The following is a 26,175-nucleotide window of genomic DNA, read 5'->3' as shown; positions in this document are numbered from 1 at the left end:
GCCGGACGAATCGAGGGAGCCGCCATGACCGCCGCCCTGGCCCGCCGCACCAGACGCCTGCTGCTCGTCCTGGCCGCCCTGCTGCTCACGCTTGGCTCGGCCCCGCCGGCCCTCGCCGCCACGAAGCCGCGGCCCGCCGCCGAGGTCGTCGACGCCACCCAGGTCGCCGACCGCCAGGTGGACCTTTCCGTACGCGCGTCGGCCCTGGGCGGGCGCACGGTCAAGGTCCGCCTCCTCACCCCCGACGGCTGGGACCCGGGCGACCGCACCAAGCACTGGCCCACACTGTGGCTGCTGCACGGCTGCTGCGGCGACTACACGTCCTGGACGAACATGACGGACGTCGCCTCCGTCGAGAGCCTGCGCGACGTCCTCGTCGTGATGCCCGAGGCCGGCTGGAACGGCTGGTACAGCGACTGGTGGAACCACGGCCAGGGCGGCGACCCGGCCTGGGACACCTTCCACACCCGCGACCTGCGCCGCCTCCTGGAGAGCGACTGGGGCGCGGGCTCCCGCCGCGTCGTCGCGGGCCTCTCGATGGGCGGCCAGGGCGCGCTCCTGTACGCGGCCCGGCACCCGGGAATGTTCAAGGCGGCCGCGGCCTACTCCGGCTCTGCGCACCCGCTCCTGAACGACGAGTCGACGAACCGGATCATGGGCTTCTTCGCCGGCCAGGGCAACGACCCCCTGCGCGTCTGGGGCGACCCCGTCGCGCAGCGCGACATCTGGGCCGCCCACGACCCGTACCACCTGGCCAAGCGCCTCAAGTCGCTCCCCGTGTACCTCTCCTGCGGCGACGGCACCGCGGGCCCGCTGGACCCGCCCGGCGCGACGAACGCCCTGGAGGCCGACTTCAACCGCCAGAACCACGCCCTGGCCGCCCAGTTGAGGAAGGCGGGCGCCAAGCACCTCACCACCAACTTCTACGGCCCCGGCACCCACACCTGGCCGTACTGGCAACGCGAACTGCACGCGTCGCTGCCGATGCTGCTGCACGGCCTGGGCGTGCAGCAGGGGGTCCAGGAACCGCCCGCCTAGCGGGGCGTCAGACGCGCGATCCTGGCCAGGCGGCGGAACGACTCCAGCAGGGCCTCACGGTCGTACGTACTGGTCGTCACCAGCACCTCCTGCGCCCCGCTCTCCTTGATCACCGTTTCCAGCTCGTCGGTGACCTGCTGCTCCGTGCCCACGATGTGGCCGCGCAGCCCGGACTCGTACAGCTCCCGCTCCTTCTCGGTCATGTCGAAGCCCGCGATGCGCTCGACGGGCGGCAGCGGCGGGAACGTGCCGTGCGTGCGCGAGTGCGCCATCGACCAGGCCTCGGGGGCGAGGATCCGGCGCGCCTCCGGCTCGCTGCCCGCCACGGCGACCGTCCCCGAGATCACGACGTACGGCTCCGCGGCCCAGGGAGAGGGGCGGAACTCGGCGCGGTAGCGGTCGATGCCGCGCAGCATCTTCTCGCGGGAGCGGAGGTCGCCGATCACCATCGGCAGACCGGCGTGGGCGGCGATCGAGGCGCCCTCACCCATCGCGAGCACGAACGGCGGGACGGCCAGGCCCTCGCTGGGACGGGCGTGCACGCGTGTGGTTGATGTGCCGGTGAAGAACGCCAGGAGTTCGTCGAGCTGCGCCGCGAAGTCGTCGGCGTCGTCCTTGTCCCGGCCGAGCGCCTTGCGGACCCCGCCCGTGAATCCGACCGAGCGGCCGAGCCCCATGTCGATCCGGCCGGGGAACAGCGACTCCAGGACCCCGAACTGCTCGGCCACGACCAGGGGCTGGTGGTTGGGCAGCATGACGCCGCCGGTCCCGACGCGGATGGTGCGCGTCGCCGCCGCGACGGCCGCCGCGAGCACGGTCGGCGCGGAACCGGCGACGCCCGGCACACCGTGGTGCTCCGAGACCCACAGGCGGCTGTAGCCGAGGCGTTCCAGGTCCTGGGCCAGGGTGACGGTGTCGCGCAGCGCGTCCTGGTCGGAGTGGCCCTCGCGGGTGCGGGAGCGGTCCAGGACGGAGAAGCGGGTCGATTCGATCACGGTGCTCACACCTTGGTTCAACGCCGTGGCGCCCCAGGGATTCCCGGGACCGGGGCCTCACTGGGCCTTCCGCTTAAGCTGAGGGACATGCCCAGTGACAGACGCCCTCTCGCCGTGTTCGACCTCGACGGCACCCTCGCGGACACCGCGCACCGCCAGCGGTACCTGGAGCGCAGGCCGCGGGACTGGGACGCGTTCTTCGCCGCCGCGCCGCACGATCCGCCGCTCGCCGAGGGGATCGCGCTCGTCCTCTCGTCCGCGAAGGACTGCGACGTCGTCTATCTGACCGGGCGCCCGGAGCGGTGCCGGGCCGACACGGCGGCCTGGCTCGTGGCGCAGGGGCTGCCGGAGGGGCCGGTCCACATGCGGCGCAATGACGACCGCAGGCCGGCCCGGCGCACCAAGCTGGACGTCCTGCGCCGCATAGCGCGCGGCCGCGAGGTCCGGGCGCTCGTGGACGACGACGAGCTGGTCTGCGACGAGGCGGAGCGCGCCGGGTTCACCGTCGTACGGGCCCGCTGGGCGAGCACGTCGGCGGCGCTGAAGGACGCCCAGGAGCGCGAGGGGCGGACCTGAGTCGAAGAGGGCTCAGGCGTCATCGTCCTCCAGGCGGAAGCCGACCTTCAGACCGACCTGCCAGTGCTCGACCTGGCCGTCGACGATCTGCCCCCTGACCTGCGTGACCTCGAACCAGTCGAGGTTGCGCACGGTCTGTGAGGCGCGCGCGATCCCATTGCGGACCGCCTCGTCCACGCCTTCGTGAGAGGTGCCGACGATCTCGGTGACGCGATACGTGTGGTTCGACATGGTTCCACCGTGCCCCAGCGGGGCGTGACCCGCCATCCGTATGCCACACCTCTTGACCCCTCCGTTGGTCTATACCAAACTCCCTGAACGCCCGTACGAGCCGTGCGCTCATCCCCCACGTCGGGCCGACCTTCCCTGTCCGCAGGCAGAAAGTGACCGACGTGAACTCCCGCCGCCCCGCCCTGACTTTCACCTCCCTCCTCGCCACCGCCGCGCTGCTCACCGGATGCGGAGCCCTGCCGGGCACGGGGGAGGGGGACAAGACGGTCACCGTGTGGCTGATGCGGGGCAGCGCGTCGGAGGACTTCGTCAAACGCTTCACTGAAGACTTCGAGTCCCGGCACGACGGCATCACCCTCGACATCCGCATCCAGGAATGGACCGGGATCGGCGCGAAGGTCACCAAGGCGCTCGACGAGGGGCGCGGCCAGGAGTCCGGCGCACCCGATGTCATCGAGGTCGGCAACACCCAGGTCCCGCAGTACGTCGAGGGGGACGGCCTGCTCGACCTCTCCCTGGAGTCCGCGCGCGACCTCGGCATGCACGACTGGCTGCCCGGCCTCGCCGAACCCGGCGTCGACACCTCCCGGCAGTACGGCATCCCCTGGTACGCGGCCAACCGCGTCGTCATCTACAACAAGGACCTCTTCCGGCAGGCCGGCATCGACAAGCCACCCACCACGCGCGCCCAATGGCTGGACATGACGCGGGAGTTGAACTCCGGCGGCACCCAGGGCATCTACCTCGCGGGGCAGGACTGGTACACGCTCTCCGGGTTCATCTGGGACGAGGGCGGCCACCTCGCCAAGGAGTCCTCGGGCGTCTGGTCCGGCACCCTGGCCACCCCCGCCGCGCTGCGCGGCATGGCCTTCTACCGGCAACTCCAGGCGCTCGGCGGCGGCCCCAAGGGCGCCGACGAGGAGCACCCGCCGCAGGCCGAGCAGTTCGCCCGCGGCGACATCGCGCAGATCATCTCCGTTCCGGGCGCCACCCAGCGCATCCTCCAGAAGAACCCGGAACTGAAGGGCAAGCTGGGCTACTTCCCGATCCCCGGCAAGACGCCGAGCAGGCCGGGCACGGTGTTCACCGGCGGCTCCGACCTGATCGTGCCGGCGAACACCGACGACAGGAACGGCGCCGTCGAGGTCGTGAAGGCGCTGGCCGGCGAAAAGTGGAACACCGACCTGGCCCGCACCATGAACTACGTACCGAACAAGACCACCCTCGCCGGCGCGGTCGCGGGCGAGCCGGGCGTGGCCGCGATGGCCGTCGGCGCCGCCCACGGCAGGGCGACGCCCCGCTCGCCCCTGTGGCCGAACGTGGAGGCCGGCGACAACCCCATCAAGCAGTACATGTCCAAGGTCCTCACCGGCGGCGACCCGTCGACGGAGGCGGAACGGGCCTCCCGCGAGATCACCGACCGACTCGACGAGTCGAACTAGGCCCTCTCTCGGCGGGCGGCCCCAGGGTCGCCGGCTGCTAGGGCCGGTCCGCGGACGCCCTGCTCAAGGACAGCGCGAACCTTCCCTCCTTGTCCGTCCACCAGTGGCCCAACTCGAGGCCCACGTCGTGCAGTTCCGCCTTCACGCCCTCCTGGCGGAACTTCGCCGAGACCTCCGTGCGCACCTCCTCGCCCGCTGCGAAGTCGACCTCGAGGTCGAGGGCCGGGATCTTCACGGTCTGCGCCGTGGTGGAGCGCAGCCGCATCTCGATCCACTCGCACTCGGCGTTCCACAGGGCGACGTGCTCGAACGCGTCGGGACGGAAGTCGGCGTCGAGCTCGCGGTCCATCACGGACAGCACGTTCTTGTTGAACGCGGCCGTGACGCCCGCCGCGTCGTCGTACGCCGCCACCAGCGTCGCCTCGTCCTTCACCAGGTCCGTGCCGAGGAGGAAGAAGTCGCCGGGGGAGAGCAGGCCGCGCACCGCCGTCAGGAACGCCGACCGCTCGTCCGGCAGCAGATTGCCGATCGTGCCGCCGAGGAAGGCGACCAGGCGCGGACCGGGTGTCTGCGGCAGCTCGAACGCGGTCGTGAAGTCGGTGACCATGGCGTGGATGTCGAGCGCGGGCCGCTCGGCGAGGAGTGTGTCCGCCGCGCCGCGCAGCGCGCTCTCGCTCACGTCCACGGGCACGTACGTCGTGAGGTCGGTGAGCGCGTCGAGAAGGTGACGTGTCTTGTCGGACGAGCCGGAGCCCAGCTCGACGAGCGTGCGCGCACCGGTCGCCGCGGCGATCTCGTGGGCGCGCGCGATCAGGATCTCGCGCTCGGCACGGGTCGGGTAGTACTCGGGCAACTGCGTGATCTCGTCGAAGAGTTCGCTGCCGCGTGCGTCGTAGAACCACTTGGGCGGCAGTGTCTTCGGGGAGCTGGTCAGGCCGTGCTGGACGTCGGCCCGAAGGGCTGCGTCGGTCGCGTCCTCGGGCAGGGTGCGGGTCATGCGGAACGGGCTCACGCGGAGGGCTCCTTGAGCGGGGTCAACAGGACGTCGGTGCGGCTCGCCGCGAGCAGCGTGTGGTCGGGGACCTCGATCCAGTGCGGATCGTCGTCGTAGGGCTCGGAGGCGACGACGACGGAGCGGCCCGGCTCGGTGCGGTACCACAGGGTGTCGCCCCAGGCCGTGGCGGTGATCGTCTCGCCGTTGGTGAGCAGGAAGTTGAGGCGGGCGGTGGGCGCCGCCTCGGCGATCTCCAGGGTGGTGTCGGCGAGCGCCTGCGCCTCCTCGTCGCCCGCCCGCAGCCGGTGCAGGACGAGCGCCCACAGGAACGCCGCGTCGCAGCGGGCCTCCATGGAGAGCAGGTCCGTCGGCGGCAGGGTGGGCGCCAGGGAGGTCAGGGACTGCGGCCAGCCGGGCACCGCCCCGTTGTGGCTGAACAGCCAGGGCCCGGTCGCGTACGGGGCCGCTGCCGCCTCCGCGTCCGCCCCAGCGAGCGTCGCGTCACGGACCGCCGCGAGCAGCGCCCCGGAGCGGACCACGCGGGCCAGGTCCTGGTAGGTCGCGTCGCCCCAGATGGGCCCCGCGCGGCGGTACCGGGCGGGCACCGGGTCGCCGTCCGCGTACCAACCCACCCCGAAACCATCGGCGTTGACCGTGCCGTGACGCTGCCTGCGCGGCGCCCACGACTGCTTGAACAGGCTGTGCCGAGGCCGGTCGACGACCTCGCCGAGCGGTACTGGCGGCCCCAGATAGGCCAAGTGACGGCACATCAGGCACCCTCCCGCGGCTCGGCGTCACGCGCGGTGCGGAAGCCGGAGAAGATCTGCCGCCGGATCGGATGGTCCCAGTTGCGGAACGTGCCCCGGCACGCCACCGCGTCCACGGCGAACGAACCGCCGCGCAGCACCTTGTAGTCGCCCCCGAAGAACACCTCCGAATACTCGCGGTACGGATACGCCACGAAACCCGGGTAGGGCAGGAAGTCGCTCGACGTCCACTCCCACACGTCGCCCATCAACTGCCGTACGCCGAGCGGGGATTCGCCGAGTTCATAGCTGCCGGCCGGGGCGGGCCGCAGGTGGCGCTGGCCCAGGTTCGCACGGTCCGGCGTCGGGTCCGTGTCACCCCACGGGTAGCGCATCGAACGGCCCGAGGCCGGATCGTGACGGGCCGCCTTCTCCCACTCCTCCTCGCTCGGCAGGCGGCGCCCCGCCCACCGCGCGTAGGCGTCGGCCTCGTACCAGCTCACGTGCAGCACCGGCTCGTCCGGCGGCACGGGCTCGGTCACCCCGAACCGCCTGCGCAGCCACTGCCCGCCCTCGCGGCGCCAGAACAGCGGCGCCTCGAAGTCGTGCTCGCGCACCATCGCCCAGCCGGCGGGCGCCCACCAGCGCTCCTCCCGGTAGCCGCCCGCCTCGACGAACTCCATGTACGCGGCGTTCGTCACCGGCGTCGTGTCGATGTGGAACGGCGGCACCAGGCGGGTGTGCGCGGGACGCTCGTTGTCCAGGGCCCACGGCTCGGCCGTCGTGCCCATCGTGAACGGGCCGCCGGGGACGAGGACTTCGGCGGGACCGTCGTACGGACGCGCCCGGGGCTCCGGGTCGGGCGCGGTGAGCGCCGCGCCGCCCTTCCTCAGCTGATGCGTGATCAGCATCGTCTCGTCGTGCTGCTGCTCGTGCTGGGCGATCATCCCGAAGGCGAAGCCCGAGCGCGTGAGACTCCGCGTCCCCTCCGGCTCGAACGAGGCCTTCTCCAGTACGTCGAAGGCCCGCCCGCGGACGTCCGCCGCATAGCCGCGCGCCTCGTGCGGCGCGAGCAGCGGCAGGCTCGGGCGCTCCGAACGAGGGTGCTCGAAGGCGTCGTACAGCGGGTCGATCTCGGGGCGGATCGCCTCCTGGCCCGCGACCGCGCGCAGCAGCCACTGCTCCTCCTGGTTCCCGATGTGCGCGAGATCCCAGACGAGCGGTGACATCAACGGCGAGTGCTGGGCGGTGAGTTCACCTTCGTCGACACAGCTCGTCAGCAGTGTCGTGCGGCGCCGGGCCGCCTCGAGGGCGTCCGCGGCGCGGCCACGGAGCGCCTCCGGGTCCGTGGTGACATTCTCCTCAGCGGTCATGATCGGACGGTCCTCCCCTGAGCGGGTTGTCGCGTGAGCTGGTCGAGCACGTCGTCGGCGGGGCAGCGGCCGCGGACGACATAGCGGCGCGTGAAGTCCGCGACCGCCTGCCGCACGTCCGGGCCCGCGCCGATCCTCGGCAGTGCCTCCAGCGCCGTCGTGAAGCAGGCCGTGGCGGCCTCGCGCAGCTCGGGATCGGTGAGGCCGAGCCGCGCCGCGTCGCGCCACAGCGGATTGTGCGGAGCGGGCTGCGGACCCGCCCGTTCCGCGAGCGGCTTGACCGCGCGGTACGCGGTCTCGGCGGCCTGCGGGTCGTCGAACAGGGCGGTGGTGACGGCGAGCGGCACCAGCCACCCTTCGTCTCCCGACTGCGCGTCGATCATGCGCAGCTCGAGGTGCCCGCGCGGGCGCACGGGCGGGAAGAGGGTGGTCAGGTGGTAGTCGAGATCCGAGTGGGCCGGCGGCCGCGGCTCACCCGTGCGCGCCCACTCGCGGAAGGTCAGCCCGTCCGGCACCTGCCACGGCCCGTCCTCGGCGCGCACGCACATCACGGGCGCGTCGAGCACATGCCGTGCCCACGCCTCGCGCGGATCGAAGTCGAGGGGTACGCCGCCGGAACGGCCCACGTCGATCCGTTCCCACAGCAGCTGCCGCGTGGAGCGCCAGCCGGTCGCGCGGCCGGACAACATCGGCGAGTTGGCGAACGCGGCCACCAGGACCGCGCCCAGCAGATGCGCGAGCCGCCAGCGCCTGCCGAGCCCCTGCGGGCCCGGCTCCTCGTGCCCCGCGTCCAGACACACCTGCACGGACGCGGACGAGCACATCATGGAGCGCCCGGCGGGCCCGGCACGGTCGAGTGACGCCTCCAGGGCGTCGTAGCGGGGTTGATGGAGAACGCGCCGCGGTGGGAGCCACGGGTCGGTGCCGTGTCCCGACAGGGTGAGTCCGTGGCCGCGGAGCACGGCGCGGACGGCGGTCAGGTCGGCCCGCATGGCCGAGACGCATTCGGTGAGGGAGTCGGCGGGGAGCGAACTGAGTTCCAGCTGCCCGCCGGGTTCCACGGTGAGCGCCGAGCTCAGAGGCAGGGCGCGCAGTGCGACGTACGCCGCATCTAGTCGTTCGGGTGCCAAGGGGAGCCACGGCTTCAGCAGTGGGCGCGGCTCGTGCACGATCCATTCAAGTTCGACCCCGACCTTGCGCGGTGGTCCGGTTTTGAAGCAGATGCCCCGTACCAGGGCCTCCGCCTCGGCTTCGGTGATCAACTCACCGAACGCCGTACAGTCTCCCTCGCTCATGGGGGATTCCTCCTGGTTCGCACGTTCTCCATGGTCCCTGGTGGGGGCCATGCCGTCGATTCGGCCCGTGGTCCGGGCCCTTTCCGGGCGACGCAGACCCTCCACCCAAGACGGTTCGGGCGGCTCGCACAAGAGTGCCTCTGGACCTCCCTGGGACTTCTCGGTGACTTCTCCGGGGCTTCTCCGCGCACGGCGAAAACCTGTTGCCCGAGCAGTCACTGTGCGTACACGATGGATTCATGAACACGGCGGGGGAGACGACGGGGGACGCGGCGTGAGCGCACGACTGCGCGAGCTCGCGCGGAGCACGGAGAAGATCGTCGACTCGGGGGAGTACGCGGACGGCGGGGGCCGCGTGGTGACGATCGGCGCCGCGGTGGCGCGGGCGCGGGCGGGCACCAGGATGTACGGGCCCGACCCGGTGCCCGTGCCGCCGATATCGCCGGAGCCACCCGTTGGCCGCACGCGCGTCGAGGTCACGGGTGAGAGCAGCCTGGAGGCGGCGCGCCGCATGGTGGGGGAGCGGCCGCAGCCCGTGGCCGTCCTGAACTTCGCCTCGGCGCGCAACCCCGGAGGCGGCTACCTCAACGGGGCGCAGGCCCAGGAAGAGGCGCTCTGCCGCTGCTCCGCGCTGTACACGTGTCTCATCGAGGTGCCCGAGTTCTATGCCCACCACCGCGAGTACCGCGACGCCTTCTACAGCGACCGGGTCATTCACGCGCCGGCCGTCCCGGTGTTCCGTGCCGACCAGGGCCGGCTGCTCGACGTCCCGTTCGAGGCCGGCTTCCTGACGTCACCCGCGCCGAACGCGGGAGTGATCGCGCAGCGCACCCCGGAGCGGGTGCACGAGATACCCGCGGCCCTGGCCGCGCGCGCCGAGCGCGTGCTGGAGGTCGCCGCGGCCGAGGGGTACCGGCGGCTCGTCCTCGGGGCCTGGGGCTGCGGGGTGTTCCGCAACGATCCGGGGCAGGTGGCCGAGGCCTTCCGCGCCCTGCTCGAAGGACGTTTCGCGGGCCGCTTCGAGCAGGTCGTGTTCGCCGTCCTCGACCGGACGAAGGGCGCGGCGACCCGCTCCGCGTTCGAGCACGCCTTCAGCCCGGTCGGCCCCGGCAAGGTCCCCCATGGCCCCACGGATCAGCGCCAGCCGTAGCGCTCCCGCAGCCGCAGCACCACCGTGTTGAACCGGCCGCGGTCCAGGGCGCAGGCCTCGCGGCGCATCCCCTTCTCGTGCACGCGCAGCACGCGGTCCAGGTCCACCCACGAGTCCCGGCCGTCCCTGTCCCAGGGGCCCGAGCCCAGCGCCACCCACTCGCGGTCGCCGTCGTGCCGCTTGCTGGACAGCTGAACCGCCAGCAGGGTGCCCGCCGCCTCCCGGGCGACCACGAGCACCGGCCGGTCCTTGCCGCGCCCGTCGTTCTCCTCGTACGGAACCCAGGTCCACACGATCTCGCCGGGATCCGGGTCGCCGTCGTGCGCGGGCGCGTACTCGGTGCGCACCGCGCCGACCCGTGTCGGCTCGGCCTCCACCGTGGCCGTCGCGCCGCCGCGGCCGGGGTGTTCGTATGCATGGTCATCCGTATAGGCAGTCACGCGGGTCACGTTAGACGCCGACCGGCCCAATCCCTGCGGCGGGTACGCCGGATGGGCCGCAGGCTCGCCCCATGAAACGACGTCGCACCACCGTCCTCGGCGTCCTCGCCGGGACCCTCGCCCTCACCGCCGCGGCGCCCGCGGGGCCTGCCGCCTCCGAAGCCGCGCCTCCGCGCACCGTCTCCGCCTGGCTCCCGTACTGGGACCAGGAGGCCGCCTACCAGAACGCCCTCGACCACGCAGCGCAGATCCGCACCATCAGCCCCTTCTGGTACGAGACGAAATCCGCGGACCGCGTGGCCGGCCACACCGGCGCGGGCGAGCGCCGCATCATCAACGGACTGCATGCCCGCGGCATCCAGGTCGTCCCCACGGTCATGGAAACGATGAAAGCGGGCGCCCTGGCCAAGGTCCTGAACGACGAGAAGTCCCGCACCCGCCACATCGACGCGCTGCTCGACGTCGTCCACAGCCGCGCCTACGACGGGCTCGACATCGACTACGAGACGATCGCCACCGCACCCGACGACAAGTACCGCGCGGTGCGCGCCGGTTACACCGCCTTCGCCACCCAACTCTGCGCGCGCCTGCACGCCTCGGGCAAGAAGTGCTTCCTGACCGTGATGCCCAAGACCCGTGCCACGGGCCGTATTTGGGACTACGAGAAGCTGGGCGCGGCCGCCGACCGCGTGCGGATCATGGCGTACAACCTGCACTCCGCGGAGGGCAAGCCGGGACCGCTGGCCTCGCCCCAGTGGTACGAGGAGATCCTGTCCCGCGCCACCGCCCAAGTCCCGCGCGCCAAACTGGAGATGGGTCTGCCCGCGTACGGCTGGAACTGGAAGGTGGGCGGCCCCCACGGCGGCGGCAAGGACCGCGCCCGGCACGTCACGTCGAAGTCCGCCGAGGTGCTGCGCCGCAAGGTCGGCGCGCGCTACGCCCTCGACCCGGAGTCCCGCACCCCCCACTTCACGTACAAGGAGGGCAAGGGCAAGAAGGCGATCCACCGCACCGTCTGGTACCAGGACGCCGCCGGCACCGCCGCACACCTGCCGGTCCTGCGGAAGTACGGCGTACGGAACACGGTCCTGTGGGCGCTGAACTTCGAGGACCCGAAGCTGTGGAAGACGCTGGCGCGGGGCTGAGCCGGGGGTAGGGGCCAGGGGCAGGGGGTAGCCGCAGCCGCTGGGCGGCGTCTGCAAGGATGCCGTACGTCATGGTGCAGATACCGAAGCAGCAGTCCGCCCAGCCGTCCGTGCCCCACAAGGCGGCGCCCGGCGCGCTGCCCACGAGCGCCGATGTCGCACGCCTCGCCGGGGTCTCGCGCGCCACCGTCAGCTACGTCCTCAACAACGCGAGCGCGGTCCGCATCAGCGAGCCGACCCGGCGGCGCGTCCACGCGGCAGCCAAGGAACTCGGCTACGTCCCGCACGCCGCCGCCCGTAGTCTGCGCGCGGGACACACCCGGATCGTCCTCGTTCCGACCCCCGACGTCCCGATCGGGCCTCTGTACAGCGCCTTCCTGAACGAACTCCAGTGGGCGCTGAGCCGCCTCGACTACACCGTCGTGCAGTACGGCAGCGTGGGCCTCAGCGGCGACGACGCCGCGCGGGCCTGGGCCGAGCTGCGCCCCGTCGCCGTGCTGGGCCCGGTCGGCATGGGCCCCGACGGCATCGCCGTGCTCCGCCGCTCCGGGGCCCGCGCCGTCATCACGCTCGGCCCGGAGCCGGTCGAGGGCGCGCACGCCCTGCTCACGGACCACCGGGAGGTCGGCCGCGTCGCCGCCGCACACCTCCTGAACGGTGGCCGCCGGCGTATCGGCGTCGTCATGCCGAAGGAGACGGGCCTCGACACGTTCGCGGTGCCGCGCCTGGAGGGCGTGCGCGAGGCGGGCGCGGAGACGGTGCCGCTGCCCCTCGCGTACGACGAGCAGGACGCGGCCCAAGTAGCTGCGCAGGTAAGGGAGTTGAGCCTCGGGGCGGTCTTCGCCTACAACGACGAGTACGCCATGCTCCTGATGCGCGCGCTGCAGGACGCGGGCGTCGACATCCCCGGCGACGTCGCCGTGATGGGCGCCGACGACCTGATGCTGGGCCGGCTGCTGCGCCCCCGCCTGAGCACGGTGCGCCTCGACCTGCCGTCGGGCCGGGAGCTCGCCGAACTGGTGGACCGCCTGGTCAGGGCCCCGGAGGAGGACACGGAGCCGGAACCGCGCGAGGCGCTTGCGGTGACGCTGGTGGCACGCGAGTCGGCCTGACGCGCGCGCCGTTACATACGGGGGCGGACACGCCACGAGGCGGCCGCCAAAAAGGCGACCGCCTCGGGTTCAGTCGAGTGACAGAGGTGGGGGAGGAGGAGTCTCAGCCCTCCTGGCCCTGACCCTCCTGCTCGGCCTTCGCCTGCTGCTCGGCGACCGACGCGCGGACCTCGTCCATGTCCAGCTTGCGGGCCTGGCCGATGACGTCCTCGAGGGCCTCCTTCGGCAGCGCCCCCGGCTGCGCGAACACGGCAACCTGGTCACGCACGATCATCAGCGTCGGGATCGACTGGATCCCGAAAGCGGCGGCAAGCTCCGGCTGCGCCTCGGTGTCGACCTTGCCGAACACCAGGTCCGGATTGGCCTCCGCGGCCTCCTCGTAGACCGGGGCGAACTGCTTGCAAGGCCCGCACCAGTCAGCCCAGAAGTCGATCAGTACGAACTCGTTCTCCGTAACTGTCTGATCGAAGTTCTCCTTGGTCAGCTCCGTCGTGGTGCTGCTCATGGTGTTTTCCCTCTTCCTGCTTCCGGGGTTCGGGGCGAAGCCGTCGGGGGCAAAGCCGCTGTGCACAACCGTCCGGATGTCGGACGTATTCCGCGCTCGTACCCATGTGGTCGGCACGCACACATCCGACCACACTGAGACACTGGCGCGTATGACCGAAGCCATCGTGTACGACGTTGTAGTGCTCGGAGCCGGACCCGTCGGCGAGAACGTCGCCGACCGCGCGCGAGCCGGGGGACTGAGCGCCGCCATTGTGGAGAGCGAGCTCGTCGGGGGTGAGTGCTCGTACTGGGCCTGCATGCCCAGCAAGGCGCTGCTCCGCCCGGTGATCGCCCGCGCCGACGCCCGCCGGGTGCCCGGCCTGCGCCAGGCGGTGCAGGGCCCGCTCGACGCCCAGGCGGTGCTCGCGCACCGCGACGACTACACCTCCCACTGGAAGGACGACGGCCAGGTCGGCTGGCTGGAGTCCATCGGCATCGACCTGTACCGCGGCCACGGCCGCCTCGACGGACCGCGCAGCGTCACGGTCACCGCGGACGACGGCACGGTGACGACCCTGACGGCACGCCACGCGGTCGCCGTCTGCACGGGAACCCGCGCCGCCCTGCCGCCACTCCCGGGCCTCGACGAGGTCAAGCCGTGGACCAGCCGGGAGGCCACGAGCGCGGACCGGGTGCCGGGCCGCCTCATCGTGGTCGGCGGCGGCGTGGTCGCCACCGAGATGGCCACGGCCTGGCAGGCCCTCGGCTCTCAGGTCACCGTGCTCGTACGCGGCAACAGCCTCCTGGACCGCATGGAGCCCTTCGCCGGCGAGCTGGTCGCGGACGCGCTGCGCGAGGCGGGCGCGGAGCTCCGTACGGGAACCTCGGTGACTTCGGTGGAGAGGTCGCCCGCGGGAACGGTCACGGCGACCCTCGACGACGGCACGACCCTCGAAGCCGACGAAATCCTCTTCGCGACGGGCCGCGCGCCGCGCACGGACGACATCGGCCTCGAGACGGTGGGCCTGAAACCGGGCTCCTGGCTCGAGGTCGACGACTCGCTCCGCGTCACGAACAGCACCTGGCTCTACGCGGTCGGCGACGCCAACCACCGCGCCCTCCTCACCCACCAGGGCAAATACCAGGCCCGCATCGCAGGCGCCGCGATCACCGCCCGCGCGCAGGGCGTCCCGCTCCTGGAAACGGACCGCTGGGGCGCCCACGCGGCGACGGCCGACCACGACGCCGTCCCCCAGGTCGTCTTCACCGACCCCGAAGCCGCGAGCGCGGGCCTCACCCTCGCCGAGGCGGAGGCAGCGGGCCACCGCGTCCGCGCGATCGACTACGACTTGGCGAACGTGGCCGGCTCCGGCCTCTACGCCGACGGCTACACGGGCCGCGCCCGCATGATCGTCGACCTCGACCGCGAGATCCTCCTGGGCGTCACATTCGTCGGCCCGGGCGTCGGCGAACTCATCCACTCGGCCACGATCGCCATCGCGGGCGAGGTCCCGATCGACCGCCTGTGGCACGCGGTGCCGGCGTATCCGACGATCAGTGAGGTGTGGTTGCGGTTGTTGGAGACGTACAGGGGCTAGGGAACCGCCGTTAGGTACATTCGGCGGAGGCGGCCTGGCCGGTGATGCGAGCCCAGCCGCGAAGGCCAGTTGGTGTGGGGGCGGCGGTAGTCAGCACCAAGTAGCTCGGTGGATGGTCGGGTAGTTCCTTGATGCATACGAGCGTCGTTGTTCATCGCCGGACGTGTCCGCCCCAGTGGTCTGTACTGGTGCCTGAAGGGCCCGGGCAGATGAAGACTCGTGCGCGGGCCCCATCCCGACCGACAGGAGTGGGTCGGGATGAGGCGGCTTCAGAAGGCGGCGGTCACCGCTCTTGGTCGCACATACCTTCCTCCAGCTCCTGGATGTCCCGGTCGCCGGATCCGACGGAGGTCCAGCGGTCCGGATCCTGGTACTCCCAGCTGGTCGGGTCGGCGAGGAGCGTGTCCAGGGCCTGGCCCGTCACTTCTTCACTGGTGAGGTGCGCGGGCCATTCGTCCGACTGGAACACTTTGATGAAGCCGAGGTGTTGCCAGCAGCGGATGAGGCGGGAGAAGCGCGGAATGTGCCTCTTCCACTCCTCCTCATCCTCGCTTCCGGACAAGTCGGCCAATAGCTCCCAGAGGCTGGAGCCCTCTCTTCCATTCACGAGGAGGTAGTACTCGTCGTCCTGCAAGTCCTTCACTGCTCGTATCCCTCCACACTCAGTCCAGGGTCGGATTTCCGGCCAGTGGGATGCGGAACTTTTTCTTGCCCAGCTGGACCTTGACGTATGGGCCACGGTGGAGCGGCTCGTTCATCTCGTAGGAGCCATCAGCCTTCTTGGCGTTGTCGCCCGCCTCAAAGGCCATGGCGCCGCCGTCGGCCCGCGCAGCGACTCCGGTTCATCCAGCTTACGGATGATCTTGGAGGCCTTCCCCGCGTCCTTCGAGTCGACCGAGCGCTTCACGTCGTAACTAAAGCGTGTTGCACAAGGCCGTTTTCGGGCAGGCCAGAGCGCGTGGGCGCAGTCTTCTGGTCATGATGTGAGGGCGAGGTTGTGCATGTGGGCGACGGCCTGGACGGCGTGGTGGAGACCGTCGCCGTGCTGTCGGCAGTCGCGGAGGATCTTGTAGTTCTTCATCCGGCCGATGACGTGCTCCACCCGGGCGCGCACCGTGCGGTGGGCCCCGTTGTCGTCCTCCTCGCCCGGGAGGAGGGGCCGGCGGGGGGGCGTCCACGATGACCTGCACGTTCGCCGAGAAGCGGTAGTTGCGCGAGGACGAGCCGACGTGCCGGTCGCGGACCGGAATGAGGGTGCCGTCCACGATCCACTTAGCCTAGGCCCGGTCGAAAGCGGAGGTCACGTCTCGATATGCCAGAAGTCCCTACCGATGTCGTGTCGCTGCTCGACGCGGACATGGCTGAGGTTCTGCAAGCTGCGTTCGCATCCAGGGAGCGACTGCCGCAGCCGGTCCGCTACGCGCTCCAACTGTCACTGGCCGGCGTACGCCCCGCGAACCAGGGGGAGTGGGCCGCCTGGCTGCACCTCTCGGCGACCGCCCAGGGCGACGCGGATTGTGCCGCAGCCATCGAGGGGGCGGACCTCGCACGCCCCTGGACGGTCGTCTGGCAGCACTGGCGGCCACCCGGCGCGGTGCTGCGCGCCGATCCACTTCCCGGCCACCTCAAAGAGCTGCGCCTCTTGCCCAAGGACTGGGCCGCAGACGGACGCCTCGCGGTGCTCGGTCACGACGGTCACCACAGGCGCGCCGCCTACTGGGTCTGGGACGTGGAGACGGGCGAACTCCTGGCCGGTCCGCTCAGGAGCGAGGAGCCCGGCCCCGGACGGTCGCAGCCGTGGCCCGTGGCGCGGAGCAACGCCCTGCTGGGCTGGCAGCCGTACGAGTCGAGCAGTCTCAACCGGCCTCTGATCACCCACCACTTGGCCGTCCCCGAGCGCGGTCTGACCCTCTACGCGGCACCCGGCGGGGTGTTCGCCGTCCGCTCCGGCGTGGCCGACCCCCTTGGGTCGGCCTGCCGTGCTCCGGAGCGGTCGCCCGCTGAGGCTTTCCCCGTGCATGCCGCCTTCACCGACCAGGCGCTCCAGGTGGAGCGGCATCCGGACTACCCGAGTTTCGTCCCCTCCGACTTCCACCGGCTGCGCCCCGAGGGCATTCCACAGACTTTCGAGCCGCACGCCTCGTACGACACCCTCATCACTACGGGCGTCCCCGCGGCCAGGCTCGGCGATCTCACCCTGCACGCTCCCCGGCGCGTTCCGGATCCTTCCGGTGAGGACGAGTTCCTGGTCGTGATCGGGTTTCTGCAGGAGGGCAGACTTGTCGTCGAGGGGGCGACGGGGATCGTCTACCGGATGCCGTCGGAGTTGGACCCGCCGCCTGCCGAGGAGATCGAAGAGCTGGCCCTGGAGCCGTTCCACCCGGACGAGGACCGCAGCGACCCAGGCAGGAGAAGGCCGGACTTCGACCTCTGGGCCCTGTACGAGGAATTCGACGACGAACCGGACCTGGACGAGTACGTCGCCTGGATCGCGCCCGACCTCCCGACGTTCCTCGCCATGGCCTCCCGGTACTGTGCCGTCTTCGCGCACCTGGGCTCACTGAACAGCGAGGCCGAGGCCCGCGGGATCATCGACCTCATCGAGTACGAACTCGACGGCATCGCCCGCACTCCCACGGACTCGTGGTGGACAGCCTCACTGCGAGAACCGATCTGACCCCGTAACGCGAAACGGTCCGGCGCCCCGGAGCGATGGCGTCGGTGTGCGGCACTACGCTTGATTGCCTCCGCCGTCTGCATTCAACGTCGGTCGCCCAGCCCCGAGACGTCTCCACCAGGTCGAGAGAGGGACACCGGCAAGCTCCTGCTCACGTACGCGCCCGACGGTCCGTGGGACCTGGACGACCCGAACGACGAGAACCGGTTCACGAGGCAGGCTGGGACGCGCAGATGGAACTGCGTCCCGGCGACGGGCGCGGCCGCTGCAGCGTCCCACGTCTCGGTCTCGCCTTCCCCCGGCGACGACTGCGACCGTCGTGGACCGTGGACGGTCCCCACGAACGCCGTGACGATCCGTTCTCACCCGACCAACAAGTCCACCGGCGTCACGGGTATCGCCATCGAGGGTGAGCGACGCGTCTTCGCGAACGATCGCCCAAGCGAGCCCACCGTCGACCCCCACCCCGAACCACCCGCATTGCCTCAGCACCTGACCGGCCTCGCCTGGCGGATGCCGCAGGGTGGGGCGACGGCCGGTCGGGAAGAGCCACGGGCACGCCCTTCCCGACCCGCAGAGGATGCCGCTGAAGGGACTGCCTCCCCACGGCGCGGAGCCGACGGCTGGGAGGGAGGCAGCGCGACCATTCTCATGCCGGCTACAAGTTGAGCACCGTCGGGCCTGCCACGAGGGGCACGTTCACCCGTTCGCCCGTGATGTCACCCCAGTTGGTGCCCAGAGGCATGAACGCGCGGTTCCGAGGTGTCCGGTTCCGTGGCGGCAGGCCCCAAGCGCGGAGGGCGGGTTCCGTGTGGCGCTGCCCCATGAGGGTGAGGCGAGGCGGCCATCGGGAGGCCCACCGTTGGCGCCGTCGCCGTTCATATGACTAGGTGTCAGGAATGGAGCGAGTGCGGCACGAGGAGAAGGTATGGCCGGAAAACCCCGACGGAAGAATCGAAGACGACTCCCGCTGATCGCGGCGGGCGCGCTCATCCCCTTGGTGGTCGCGTCAGGAGGCGTGTCCATCGAGCGTGCGGACGCCACCCCGCGCAATGGACCGAACCCCTCCGAGCCGGCCGAACCGACCGTCTCGGCCTCGACGGTACCCAAGCCCTCCGCTTCGGCGTCGCCGAGTACGTCCGTCAGTCCCACCCCGCCTCCGAGTCCGAGTCCGTCCACGTCCGCAGGGAAGGACGCGAAGCACGGGTTCCCCGCGTTCGGCGCCTATCTGGACTACGGGCCCCAAGGCGTGACCCGGATGACGAAGCTGTCGGACTGGCTCGGCGGGGCCGACCTCCGGGTGGGACACACGTATCTGCCCGGAGACCGATGGAGCAACATCGAGGGCGCTCCGGGGTTCCTCGACAGCTGGGCCAAGTGGCGCCGGGAGCGCGACGACCGGCTCTTCGTCCTCAATGTGCCCATGCTGGAGCGCAACGAGGAAGGAGTGTCGGACTGGGAGGTGCGGGCGCTGCTGCGGCGGGGCGCGGCCGGTGCCTTCGACGAGCACTTCAAGACGCTGGCCGAGCGCCTGGTGGACCTGAAGGTGCCGGACACCGTCGTGGTGCTCGGCTGGGAGATGAACGGCGTCACGTACACGCACCGCTGCGGCCCCGACCCCGCGGCGTGGAAGAAGTACTGGACGCGGATCGTCACGGCCATGCGCTCCGTGCCGGGCCAGAAGTTCCGCTTCGACTTCACCCCGAGCCGCGGCCGGGACGCCGTCCCCTGGACCGAGTGCTACCCGGGCGACGACGTCGTCGACATCGTCGGCATGGACTCGTACGACCAGCCGGAGGGCAAGTCCTTCAGCGAGCAGGTGTCCGAGCCCTACGGGCTGCAGAAGCAGGTCGACTTCGCGAAGGAGCACAAGAAGCCGATCTCCTACCCGGAGTGGGGGCTGTTCCGCAACGGCGACAACCCCGAGTACATGCGCCGCATGCTCGCCTGGATGGACGAGCACAAGGCGCTCTACAACACCCTCACGGACTACTGCCCGCACGGTGTGTGGCAGTGCGACGACAACCCGAAGGCGTCGAAGGTCTACCGGGCGGCACTGACCGGACGTGACAAGCCGGTCGAGCCCACGCAGCCGACCAACCCGACACGGCCCCCGAAGTGTCACCCGATCGACCTGGGCGACTGGGTCGAGCGCTGGCTCGGCGGCAAGGTGTGTGTGCGGTTCGACTGGTGGGTGAACAAGCCCTGAAGCGCGACGGTCACTGAGCGGGGAGGCGGCTCGGCCCTCAGGCCGGGTCGCCACCCCGTTCCCGCCAGCCGTCGCGCACCCGCTTGGCGCCGGAGCGGGCCCGGACACCGGCCAGGATCGTGGCCAGCTGGGGTGCGGAGCCGGGGCGCGCCAGCAGGAGGCGCTGGTTGACGAGTGGTTCGGGCCGCCAGTGCAGTTTGTAGGGCTCGGTGCCGCGAAGCAGGCTCAACACCTGCGCCCGCGGTGCCTCTTGCAGGTGCTGGGCGCACGAGCGCAGCAGCATCGTCGCCACGTCGATCTTGCGTTCCCGCAATTGCGGGTGGGCGCCGTAGAGATAGCCGCCCGCGAGCCGTGACGACACGAAGGTCAGGTCGGCCGCCACGACGGAGCCGTCCAGCGTGAACTCCGTGACGACCGCCTCGCCCGTCCGGGCCATGAGGGTGGCCGAGCGGGACAGATGCTCGACGAAGCGCGGCTTGACGTGCTCGGTCGTCACCTTGCGGCCCTGCCACTGCAGTTGGTGCAGCTCGAGCAGTCGGCGTACGGAGGAGCGGACCTCCGCCGCGGGGACGATCCGGCGTTCGATCCCCGTGGCGTCCAGCTTGCGCATCTTGGCCCGCGCCCGCTGGGCCGTGGGCCGCGGCAGGCGCTGCACCAGCTCGTCCATCGGCAGGGCGGGCAACTCCAGGCACGCCGAGTCGTCGATGCGGCGGCGCGGTCCCGGCCAGTTGTCGTAGAGGGCCTGCGCGGCGCTGCCCGGCCTGACCTCCCGCAGGTCGATCACCGCGCCCCTGGCAAGGCGCCACAGCCCCGCACCCAGCGCCTGCACCGCGTATCCGGCCGCCTCCTCGTCGACGAGGACATCGCTGAAGTCGGAGATGCCCGCACCGAGCGGTGTCAGCACCGGGAGGGGACGCAGTCGCCGCATCAGCGGGGCGGCCGCGACGAGCCGGCCGCCGCGGCGCACGAGCACGACGCGCAGCCGGGCCCCGCCGCCGTAGGACAGCCACCACGAGTGCAGCCAGGCGTGGCTCTGGAACGGTGTCGCGGTAGGGGAGGAGGCGTGCAGGCGGTTCCACTCCGCGCGCAGGGACCCGAACTCGGCCGGGTCCGTGCACACCGTGACGACAGGTTCGGACCCGCCTCGTGTCATCAGGCGCCACCCCGCAGCCCGGTCGCGGAGGTGGGAGCGGGCACCGTCGCCGTGGCCGCCTCGGCCTCGCGCCGGGGGCGGACCAACAGGGCGAGCCCGCCCAGCAGTCCGCCCGCGCACCCGCCCACGAGCGTGGTCAGCGCGGCCGACGGAGTGGAGGGCTCCGTCGGTGTCACGGCCTTCGTGAAGCGGAGGAGCTTCACGTGGGTGTCGGACTTGGCGTGGCTCGCGCTGGAGGTGAGGGCGCGGGCGACGGCGTCGGCCATCTTCTTGGCCCGGGCGGGCTCGGCCGCCGACGCCGAGAGGGCGACCATGGGCGCGTCCGGCGAGGTCTCGGCACGCACCTGCGACTTCAGGTCCCGCACCGACACACCCGCGGTGTCCTGGGCGTCGGCCAGCACCGCGACCTGCGTGGCCACCCGGCTGTACGCCTGGGCGAAACCGAGCGCGGACATCGGGTCGGATTTCTTCGTGGGGACGGCGATCACATAGCTCGTCGCCGTGTACTGCGGCGTGCTCGCCGCGCCGTACACGCCGCCGGCCAGCGCACCGACGACGATGCCCACGGGCAGTGGCCACCACCGCGGCAGCTTCCGCGCACCCGTACCGGCCCGGGCGAGGAAGGTGCCGGAGGCGTTGGTGTCCTGTGCGGTTTCGGTCTTCACGTCGTCACTCCTGATGTGCTGATGTCGGTGCGCCCAGGGCCGTCGCGTACACCTCGTGGTGCAGGGCGGCGCTGCGGGCGATGCTGTAGTGGAGGGCGGCCTGCGACGGCAGCCTGGAACCCGCCGACTCGGCGCGGATTCTTCGGACTTCGTGGGCGAACGAGGCGGCAGTGCACGCGATGCGGACGGCGTGGGCGCCGGTCCCCCGGGGCAGATCGTCGACCGCCGGGCAGCTGACGTAGAGCACGGGCAGACCGCAGGCCTGCGCCTCCACCACGGCCAGACCGAACGCCTCGTCGACGGAGGGGGACGCCAGCACGTCCATCGCGGACATCAGAGCCGGCAGGTCGACGACCCCGTCGCGCGGGCCGGTGGCGGCGGTGTGCGGGCGTTCCCCGGCGAAGACGACCCGGTCGAGCACTCCCGCGTTGCGCGCCGCCTGCCGCAGGGGCTGCTCCTCGGGCCCGGTGCCGACGAGCAGGAGGTGTACGTCGCCGGGGAGGTCGCGCAGCGCGTCGACCAGTACGTCGAACCGCTTGCCGGTGACCAGTCGCCCGACGCCGCCGATCACGAACGCGTCGGCGGGCAGACCGAGTTGGCGGCGCACGGCGGTGCGTGCCGAGGCGTCGAAGGCGAAACGGGCGACGTCGACGCCGTTCGGCACGACGTGCACCCGGTGCCGCGCCACCCCCCACCGGCGCAGCCGCTCGGCCACCGCCGGGGACACGGCGATCGTCGCTCTGCCCAGCCGCTCGCCCGCCAGGTACAGGGTGCGTACCCCGGTGGTCAGCGGGCGGCCCTCGATCTGGTCCTCGCCGAGGGAGTGTTCCGTGGCCACGACCGCCCGCACACCTGCCATCCGCGCCGCGACCCGGCCGTACAGACAGGCCCGGTACAGGTGGGTGTGGACGAGGTCGTAGCGCCCGTCCCGGATGAAGCGCACCAGGCGGGGCAGCGCCCGGGCGTCCCGGTTGCCCGCCATGCCGAGGTCGGCGACGCGCACCCCGTCCCGGCGCAGCCCGTCGGCGACCTGCCCCGGGTTGGTCAGGGTCAGCACGTCGTGCGAGCCCGGCAAGTGGCGTACAAGCGAACGCAGTTGCTGTTCGGCGCCGCCGGCTCCCAGGCCGGTGATGATGTGCAGGGCCTTCACCGCGCTGCCTCCCCGGCCCGCCAGGCGTGTCTTCGGCCGGGGTGGATCCGGCGCTTGAGTTCGAGCCGCCACGGGGCGTCGCGCTGCCCGACGAACACGCGGGGCATCGCGTACAGCCCGGCCAGCGGGCCGGGGGAGACGGCGCAGCCGTAGCCGTAGCCCGCGCGGCGCACCGCTTCCACCGTGCGCGGGTCGACACGGCCGTAGGGGTAGCAGAAGCCGCGCACCGTGCCGCCGGTGAGCTCCGCGATCTGGGCCCTGCTCCGCTGGATCTCGGCGCGGCGCTCCGCGTCGTCGAGGCGGGTGAGGTCCACGTGCATGAGGCCGTGCGAACCGATCTCCATGCCGGCCGCGGCGGCCGCCCTGATGCCCTGCGCGGTCAGCAGCGGCTTGCGCGGGCCCGCGGTGTCCCACGCGTTGTCCCCGCCGAGCCGGCCGGCGAGGACGAAGACCGTGGCCGAGCACTCGTAGTACTTGAGCAGCGGCAGAGCATTCTCGACGAAGTCCCCGTAGCCGTCGTCGAAGGTGAGACCGACCAGGCCGCGGCCGACCCCGCGCCTTCTGGCGTCGAGGAGCTCCGTGACGCCGACCCCGCGCAGCCCGCGCGAGCGCAGCCAACTGAGCTGCTGGCGTAGGCGTTCCGGGGAGACGGTGACGTTGTACGGGTCGTCGGAGCAGTCGTCCACGGAGTGGTACATCGCCACCCACGGGGCCCTTCCGGGCAGCAGGCCCCTGGGGCGGGCTCCACAGGACGGCTGAAATGCTGATTCAACGGGCATCGCGCAGCTTTCTGGTCGCGAGGCGGACGGCGGGCAGGAACGCCTGGACCTTCAGGGCCCACAGGAGGAGGCCGAACACGGCCCCGATGACCAGGCAACCGGAGACGAGGGAGCCCAGCGGCTGGGCGATCCGGGCCGCGCACAGCAGCCCGGCGGCCGTGGCGCCCACCGCCGCGAGCAGCGTCTTGGCGAGTTCGAGCAGCACCACGGGGATCCGTACGGGCACACTTCGTTTGTTCATCCCCGCGAGGAGCAGTACGGCGGTGACCGTGATGCCCAGCGCGTTGGCCGCGGCGATACCGCCGACCCCGAAGGCGCCGACCGCCCAGGTCCCGGCGGCGGCCGTGAGGATCATGCCCACGACCATCGAGGCCACGGGGTACCAGGAGGGGCGCCCGGCGGAGAAGTAGGCGCGGACCAGCGCCCCGACGAGGCAGTGCCCGAGCAGCCCCAGCGAGTAGACGCGCATGACGGCGGCGGTGGCCGCGGTGTCATCGGCCGTGAACGCGCCCCGCTGGAAAAGGAGTTGGATGATCTGCGGTGCGCAGGCGAACACCACGGCCGCGCCGGCGAGGACGATGCAGGCCGCGAGCGCGATATCGCGTTCGACGCGGTCCCGCGCGCGCTCGACGTCCCCCCGTGCCAGGGCCTTCGCCACGACGGGGAAGGTGACGGTGCACAGCATGAGGGAGAGCACCATCGGCAACTGCGCGACTTTCTGAGCGTAGTTGAGCTCGGAGATGGCCCCGGAAGGGAGGGGGGAGGCCAGGAAACGCTCGATGAGGACCTGGGCCTGCCGGCACAGCGCGAAGAGCAGCACGGTGGCGATCAGCGCCAGGTTCATCGCCCGCTCGGTCGGGGCCGATGTCTCCGGTGCCTTCGCGTCCGCCCCGGCCGCGACCGGGGCGGAGGGGGCGCTCCGCAGCCGCCGCAGCAGCGACGGCGCCTGCACGAGCACCATCAGGCAGCCCCCGACGGCCACGCCCGCCGCCGCGGCGCGCACACCCCAACGGTCGGCCAGAACCAGCAAGGTGGCGATGATGCCCGTGTTGTACGCGACGTAGATGGCGGCCGGCGACAGGTAGCTGCTGTGGGCGCGCAGCGCCGCACTGCAATATCCGGCGAGCCCGAAGGTCAGCACACACGTCGCGGTCAACCGCGTGCAGTCGACGGCGAGTTGGGGATCGGGGAGACCGGGCGCGAGCAGCGTGACCAAGGGCCGCGCGCCGACCATCAGGAGCGCGACGCACGCGAGGAAGGCCACGGCGAGGCGGGGCAGCGAGCCGGCCACCAGGGCCCGCACCGGGTCCTGCGCCCGCGGATGCGGTCCGGCCGCCGCGCGCGCGGCGATCGCGGCACTGAACGCGGGAACGAGCATGAAGGCGAGACCGTCCTCGATGAGGAGCGTCGACGCCACCTCGGGCACGGTCCACGCCACCAGGAAGGCGTCCGTCTCGCTGCCCGCCCCGAAGAGGTGGGCCAGCGCCTGGTCACGGCCGAGGCCCAGCAGCGATCCGGCGGCCGACAGCCCCGCGGTCAGCAGGGCGACACGGGCCAGAAAGGTGTCGGAGGATCGGTGCCCGTCACCGCTGGGACCGACGTCCTCCGGGGCCGGCTGCTGGGTCGGTACCGCCGTCGACAGCTGGGTCCTGGACCGGCCGGTGGGCAGGGTGCGCTTCACCGCTCACCCGCCGTCCCGGTCGCCGCGGGGGACAGCGCCCACCAGGCGGCCAGGCCGAACACGACGGCGGTGAGCACGGTGGAGGGGCCCCCGATGTCCGAGTAGACGAAGTCCACCAGCTGCCAGGTGAGCAGGCCGCAGGCGACGAGCGCGCAGTCGAGGCCGCGACCGCCGCGGTGCGCCGTGGCGAGCCGCCGTGCGCCGCACACCAGCAGCGCCGCCCAGGATCCCGCGATGGCGCACAGGCCCAGGAGCCCCTGCTCGCTGAGGACCAGGAGGTACATGTTGTGCGGCGACAGCAGCGGCTGCCGGTGGTACGTGGCTCCGGCGCCGGCCACGTCGCTCCCGGCGGACAGGGCGATCGAGGCATGGCTGTCGCGGTAGGCGGGGAAGTTCTTGAGCCCGACCCCGGTGGCCGGGTGCTCCTGCCACATGTCGATCGCCGCCGCCCACATCGTGTACCGGTCCGTGACCGACTGGTCCGGCGCCGCGGTGACCTGCGTGATGCTGCTCAGCCGCTCCTCCAGCATCGACGACCCCACGCCGAACCCGCCGACGAGGACGACCGCCGCCGCGGTGGCAGCGGCCAGCAGCCGGAGCGCGCGGCGCGCTCCGCCGAGCACGATCAGCAGCACGCAGGCCACCGCCGTGGCGATCCAGGCCCCGCGGCTGAAGGAGAGCGCCAGCGGCACCACGAGGGCGACGGCGCAGACCCCGGCGGCGATCCGCACCCGCGGTGTCACCCCGCCGAGCGCCAGGGCCACCGCACACACCAGGCCGTAGGCGACCACGGTGGACATGCCCATCACATCGGTGGCGCCGAACGTGCCGACGGCCCGGATGTCCTCGCCCGCGTACGAGGCGCCGGTCCCGGTCAGGTACTGGTGGACGCCGATCGACCCCTGCCACAGGCCGAGTGCCACCAGCGCCCACGCCACCAGCCGGAAGTCGCGCCGGTCGCGGACGAGCAGCAGCACGGCGGCCGGGACGAGCACGAGGATCTGGTAGTAACGCGCAAGCCCGTCCAGGGCGTTCGCCGCCGAGCCCGCTCCCAGGGCGGCCACCGCGACGGCGACGACGGGAAGTCCCAGCACGACGAGTGCGGTGCGGGCCAACGGGCGTTCCCGCCGTCGCGCGAGTCGTACGGCACAGAAGGTGACGACCAGGCCGGAGACGGCGTCGGCCGGTGTGCCCCCACCGCCCTCGCTCGCGCCCACAGGCAGGGCGAGCATGGCGACCA

General features: G+C 71.8%; 25 protein-coding genes and 1 pseudogene. 9 read left to right on the top strand and 17 right to left on the bottom strand.

The window, feature by feature from the left end; translation table 11 throughout:
* The first annotated feature begins 24 nt into the window (after positions 1-24).
* A complete protein-coding gene (locus ACYSUO_RS02065) occupies positions 25-1,038 on the top strand; it encodes an alpha/beta hydrolase (RefSeq protein WP_461774229.1) in 1,014 nt (337 codons plus the stop codon).
* Here the strand turns inward: ACYSUO_RS02065 and ACYSUO_RS02060 are convergent.
* Entirely contained in the window at positions 1,035-2,042 is a 1,008-nt protein-coding gene (locus tag ACYSUO_RS02060; RefSeq protein WP_461774228.1) for an MsnO8 family LLM class oxidoreductase, read from the bottom strand. The genes ACYSUO_RS02065 and ACYSUO_RS02060 overlap by 4 nt on opposite strands.
* Positions 2,043-2,120: 78 nt before the next feature.
* Between ACYSUO_RS02060 and ACYSUO_RS02055 the strand changes: the two genes are divergently transcribed.
* Positions 2,121-2,609: a phosphatase domain-containing protein gene (locus tag ACYSUO_RS02055; protein ID WP_461774227.1), complete on the top strand. Its 489-nt coding sequence runs from the start codon at positions 2,121-2,123 to the stop codon at positions 2,607-2,609.
* Between the two features lie 12 nt (positions 2,610-2,621).
* Here ACYSUO_RS02055 and ACYSUO_RS02050 read toward each other — a convergent pair whose 3' ends face one another.
* A complete protein-coding gene (locus tag ACYSUO_RS02050) occupies positions 2,622-2,840 on the bottom strand; it encodes a dodecin (protein WP_461774226.1) in 219 nt (72 codons plus the stop codon).
* Between the two features lie 161 nt (positions 2,841-3,001).
* Here ACYSUO_RS02050 and ACYSUO_RS02045 point away from each other — a divergent pair, with 161 nt between their 5' ends.
* Entirely contained in the window at positions 3,002-4,282 is a 1,281-nt protein-coding gene (locus tag ACYSUO_RS02045; RefSeq protein WP_461774225.1) for an extracellular solute-binding protein, read from the top strand.
* Between the two features lie 37 nt (positions 4,283-4,319).
* On the opposite strand, the gene egtD is transcribed toward ACYSUO_RS02045, so the two are convergent.
* The 4 genes from egtD to egtA are packed head-to-tail and all read right to left on the bottom strand — an operon-like array spanning position 4,320 to position 8,690.
* Positions 4,320-5,294, bottom strand: coding sequence for an L-histidine N(alpha)-methyltransferase (gene egtD / locus ACYSUO_RS02040; protein ID WP_461774224.1), 975 nt, complete (start codon positions 5,292-5,294; stop codon positions 4,320-4,322).
* Positions 5,291-6,046 (bottom strand): ergothioneine biosynthesis protein EgtC, encoded by a 756-nt coding sequence (gene egtC, locus ACYSUO_RS02035; RefSeq protein ID WP_461774223.1) that lies wholly within the window; start codon positions 6,044-6,046, stop codon positions 5,291-5,293. The genes egtD and egtC overlap by 4 nt, the downstream gene beginning before the upstream one ends.
* Entirely contained in the window at positions 6,046-7,395 is a 1,350-nt protein-coding gene (egtB, locus tag ACYSUO_RS02030) for an ergothioneine biosynthesis protein EgtB (protein ID WP_461774222.1), read from the bottom strand. Before egtB ends, egtC begins: the two co-directional genes overlap by 1 nt.
* Positions 7,392-8,690 carry an ergothioneine biosynthesis glutamate--cysteine ligase EgtA gene (egtA, locus tag ACYSUO_RS02025; RefSeq protein WP_461774221.1) on the bottom strand — a complete coding sequence of 433 codons (1,299 nt, stop codon included), beginning with the start codon at positions 8,688-8,690 and terminating at the stop codon, positions 7,392-7,394. Before egtA ends, egtB begins: the two co-directional genes overlap by 4 nt.
* 274 nt (positions 8,691-8,964) lie before the next feature.
* Here egtA and ACYSUO_RS02020 point away from each other — a divergent pair, with 274 nt between their 5' ends.
* The gene (locus ACYSUO_RS02020; protein ID WP_461774220.1) at positions 8,965-9,840 is read left to right on the top strand and encodes a TIGR02452 family protein; all 876 of its coding nucleotides are present in this window, start codon (positions 8,965-8,967) and stop codon (positions 9,838-9,840) included.
* Here ACYSUO_RS02020 and ACYSUO_RS02015 read toward each other — a convergent pair.
* On the bottom strand, positions 9,825-10,280 hold the full coding sequence (locus tag ACYSUO_RS02015; RefSeq protein WP_266717416.1) for a type II toxin-antitoxin system PemK/MazF family toxin: 456 nt from the start codon (positions 10,278-10,280) through the stop codon (positions 9,825-9,827). The two genes, ACYSUO_RS02020 and ACYSUO_RS02015, sit on opposite strands and share 16 nt — an antisense overlap.
* Before the next feature lie 71 nt (positions 10,281-10,351).
* Here ACYSUO_RS02015 and ACYSUO_RS02010 point away from each other — a divergent pair, with 71 nt between their 5' ends.
* Both ACYSUO_RS02010 and ACYSUO_RS02005 read left to right on the top strand, forming a co-directional pair.
* Complete coding sequence (locus ACYSUO_RS02010; RefSeq protein ID WP_461774219.1) at positions 10,352-11,425, top strand: glycosyl hydrolase family 18 protein; 1,074 nt, start codon at positions 10,352-10,354, stop codon at positions 11,423-11,425.
* Between the two features lie 71 nt (positions 11,426-11,496).
* Positions 11,497-12,537: a LacI family DNA-binding transcriptional regulator gene (locus ACYSUO_RS02005; RefSeq protein ID WP_461774218.1), complete on the top strand. Its 1,041-nt coding sequence runs from the start codon at positions 11,497-11,499 to the stop codon at positions 12,535-12,537.
* A gap of 103 nt (positions 12,538-12,640) precedes the next feature.
* On the opposite strand, the gene trxA is transcribed toward ACYSUO_RS02005, so the two are convergent.
* On the bottom strand, positions 12,641-13,042 hold the full coding sequence (gene trxA / locus ACYSUO_RS02000) for a thioredoxin (protein WP_399237942.1): 402 nt from the start codon (positions 13,040-13,042) through the stop codon (positions 12,641-12,643).
* Between the two features lie 151 nt (positions 13,043-13,193).
* Between trxA and ACYSUO_RS01995 the strand changes: the two genes are divergently transcribed.
* A complete protein-coding gene (locus ACYSUO_RS01995; RefSeq protein WP_461774217.1) occupies positions 13,194-14,621 on the top strand; it encodes a dihydrolipoyl dehydrogenase family protein in 1,428 nt (475 codons plus the stop codon).
* A gap of 283 nt (positions 14,622-14,904) precedes the next feature.
* Here ACYSUO_RS01995 and ACYSUO_RS01990 read toward each other — a convergent pair whose 3' ends face one another.
* From ACYSUO_RS01990 to ACYSUO_RS01980, 3 genes and pseudogenes are all read right to left on the bottom strand, one after another.
* Positions 14,905-15,264, bottom strand: coding sequence for a hypothetical protein (locus ACYSUO_RS01990; protein ID WP_461774216.1), 360 nt, complete (start codon positions 15,262-15,264; stop codon positions 14,905-14,907).
* A gap of 19 nt (positions 15,265-15,283) precedes the next feature.
* Positions 15,284-15,430, bottom strand: coding sequence for a hypothetical protein (locus tag ACYSUO_RS01985; RefSeq protein WP_461774215.1), 147 nt, complete (start codon positions 15,428-15,430; stop codon positions 15,284-15,286).
* A gap of 167 nt (positions 15,431-15,597) precedes the next feature.
* A pseudogene (locus ACYSUO_RS01980) lies at positions 15,598-15,892 on the bottom strand (transposase family protein); the annotation flags it as partial.
* Between the two features lie 41 nt (positions 15,893-15,933).
* Here ACYSUO_RS01980 and ACYSUO_RS01975 point away from each other — a divergent pair.
* Together ACYSUO_RS01975 and ACYSUO_RS01970 are read left to right on the top strand one after the other, a co-directional pair.
* Positions 15,934-17,298 (top strand): hypothetical protein, encoded by a 1,365-nt coding sequence (locus ACYSUO_RS01975; RefSeq protein WP_461774214.1) that lies wholly within the window; start codon positions 15,934-15,936, stop codon positions 17,296-17,298.
* Between the two features lie 928 nt (positions 17,299-18,226).
* On the top strand, positions 18,227-19,507 hold the full coding sequence (locus ACYSUO_RS01970; protein WP_461774213.1) for a glycoside hydrolase family 26 protein: 1,281 nt from the start codon (positions 18,227-18,229) through the stop codon (positions 19,505-19,507).
* Between the two features lie 37 nt (positions 19,508-19,544).
* On the opposite strand, the gene ACYSUO_RS01965 is transcribed toward ACYSUO_RS01970, so the two are convergent.
* The 6 genes from ACYSUO_RS01965 to ACYSUO_RS01940 form a co-directional block, all read right to left on the bottom strand.
* Positions 19,545-20,660 (bottom strand): GNAT family N-acetyltransferase, encoded by a 1,116-nt coding sequence (locus ACYSUO_RS01965; RefSeq protein WP_461774212.1) that lies wholly within the window; start codon positions 20,658-20,660, stop codon positions 19,545-19,547.
* Positions 20,660-21,325: a YveK family protein gene (locus tag ACYSUO_RS01960; protein ID WP_461774211.1), complete on the bottom strand. Its 666-nt coding sequence runs from the start codon at positions 21,323-21,325 to the stop codon at positions 20,660-20,662. Before ACYSUO_RS01960 ends, ACYSUO_RS01965 begins: the two co-directional genes overlap by 1 nt.
* A gap of 4 nt (positions 21,326-21,329) precedes the next feature.
* A complete protein-coding gene (locus ACYSUO_RS01955; RefSeq protein WP_461774210.1) occupies positions 21,330-22,475 on the bottom strand; it encodes a glycosyltransferase in 1,146 nt (381 codons plus the stop codon).
* Positions 22,472-23,173: a polysaccharide deacetylase family protein gene (locus ACYSUO_RS01950; RefSeq protein ID WP_461774371.1), complete on the bottom strand. Its 702-nt coding sequence runs from the start codon at positions 23,171-23,173 to the stop codon at positions 22,472-22,474. Before ACYSUO_RS01950 ends, ACYSUO_RS01955 begins: the two co-directional genes overlap by 4 nt.
* Before the next feature lie 70 nt (positions 23,174-23,243).
* Entirely contained in the window at positions 23,244-24,935 is a 1,692-nt protein-coding gene (gene murJ, locus ACYSUO_RS01945; RefSeq protein ID WP_461774209.1) for a murein biosynthesis integral membrane protein MurJ, read from the bottom strand.
* The gene (locus ACYSUO_RS01940; RefSeq protein ID WP_461774370.1) at positions 24,932-26,167 is read right to left on the bottom strand and encodes an O-antigen ligase family protein; all 1,236 of its coding nucleotides are present in this window, start codon (positions 26,165-26,167) and stop codon (positions 24,932-24,934) included. Before ACYSUO_RS01940 ends, murJ begins: the two co-directional genes overlap by 4 nt.
* Positions 26,168-26,175 lie beyond the last annotated feature (8 nt).

The sequence above is a fragment of the Streptomyces sp. UC4497 genome (assembly GCF_054871485.1).
The sequence above is the reverse complement of the archived record's forward strand: the minus strand, read 5'-3'. Positions and strand labels throughout refer to the sequence as shown.

Bases quoted from the DNA above. Each gene is read 5' to 3' on its own strand.
- ACYSUO_RS01985 (WP_461774215.1), bottom strand. From the start codon at position 15,430: ATGGCCTTTGAGGCGGGCGACAACGCCAAGAAGGCTGATGGCTCCTAC.
- ACYSUO_RS02005 (WP_461774218.1), top strand. From the start codon at position 11,497: ATGGTGCAGATACCGAAGCAGCAGTCCGCCCAGCCGTCCGTGCCCCAC.
- ACYSUO_RS01970 (WP_461774213.1), top strand. From the start codon at position 18,227: ATGGCCGGAAAACCCCGACGGAAGAATCGAAGACGACTCCCGCTGATC.
- ACYSUO_RS01950 (WP_461774371.1), bottom strand. From the start codon at position 23,173: ATGTACCACTCCGTGGACGACTGCTCCGACGACCCGTACAACGTCACC.
- ACYSUO_RS02010 (WP_461774219.1), top strand. From the start codon at position 10,352: ATGAAACGACGTCGCACCACCGTCCTCGGCGTCCTCGCCGGGACCCTC.
- ACYSUO_RS01965 (WP_461774212.1), bottom strand. From the start codon at position 20,660: ATGACACGAGGCGGGTCCGAACCTGTCGTCACGGTGTGCACGGACCCG.
- ACYSUO_RS01940 (WP_461774370.1), bottom strand. From the start codon at position 26,167: ATGCTCGCCCTGCCTGTGGGCGCGAGCGAGGGCGGTGGGGGCACACCG.
- ACYSUO_RS02055 (WP_461774227.1), top strand. From the start codon at position 2,121: ATGCCCAGTGACAGACGCCCTCTCGCCGTGTTCGACCTCGACGGCACC.
- ACYSUO_RS01995 (WP_461774217.1), top strand. From the start codon at position 13,194: ATGACCGAAGCCATCGTGTACGACGTTGTAGTGCTCGGAGCCGGACCC.
- egtA (WP_461774221.1), bottom strand. From the start codon at position 8,690: ATGAGCGAGGGAGACTGTACGGCGTTCGGTGAGTTGATCACCGAAGCC.
- egtC (WP_461774223.1), bottom strand. From the start codon at position 6,046: ATGTGCCGTCACTTGGCCTATCTGGGGCCGCCAGTACCGCTCGGCGAG.
- trxA (WP_399237942.1), bottom strand. From the start codon at position 13,042: ATGAGCAGCACCACGACGGAGCTGACCAAGGAGAACTTCGATCAGACA.
- ACYSUO_RS02050 (WP_461774226.1), bottom strand. From the start codon at position 2,840: ATGTCGAACCACACGTATCGCGTCACCGAGATCGTCGGCACCTCTCAC.
- ACYSUO_RS02065 (WP_461774229.1), top strand. From the start codon at position 25: ATGACCGCCGCCCTGGCCCGCCGCACCAGACGCCTGCTGCTCGTCCTG.
- ACYSUO_RS01975 (WP_461774214.1), top strand. From the start codon at position 15,934: ATGCCAGAAGTCCCTACCGATGTCGTGTCGCTGCTCGACGCGGACATG.
- egtB (WP_461774222.1), bottom strand. From the start codon at position 7,395: ATGACCGCTGAGGAGAATGTCACCACGGACCCGGAGGCGCTCCGTGGC.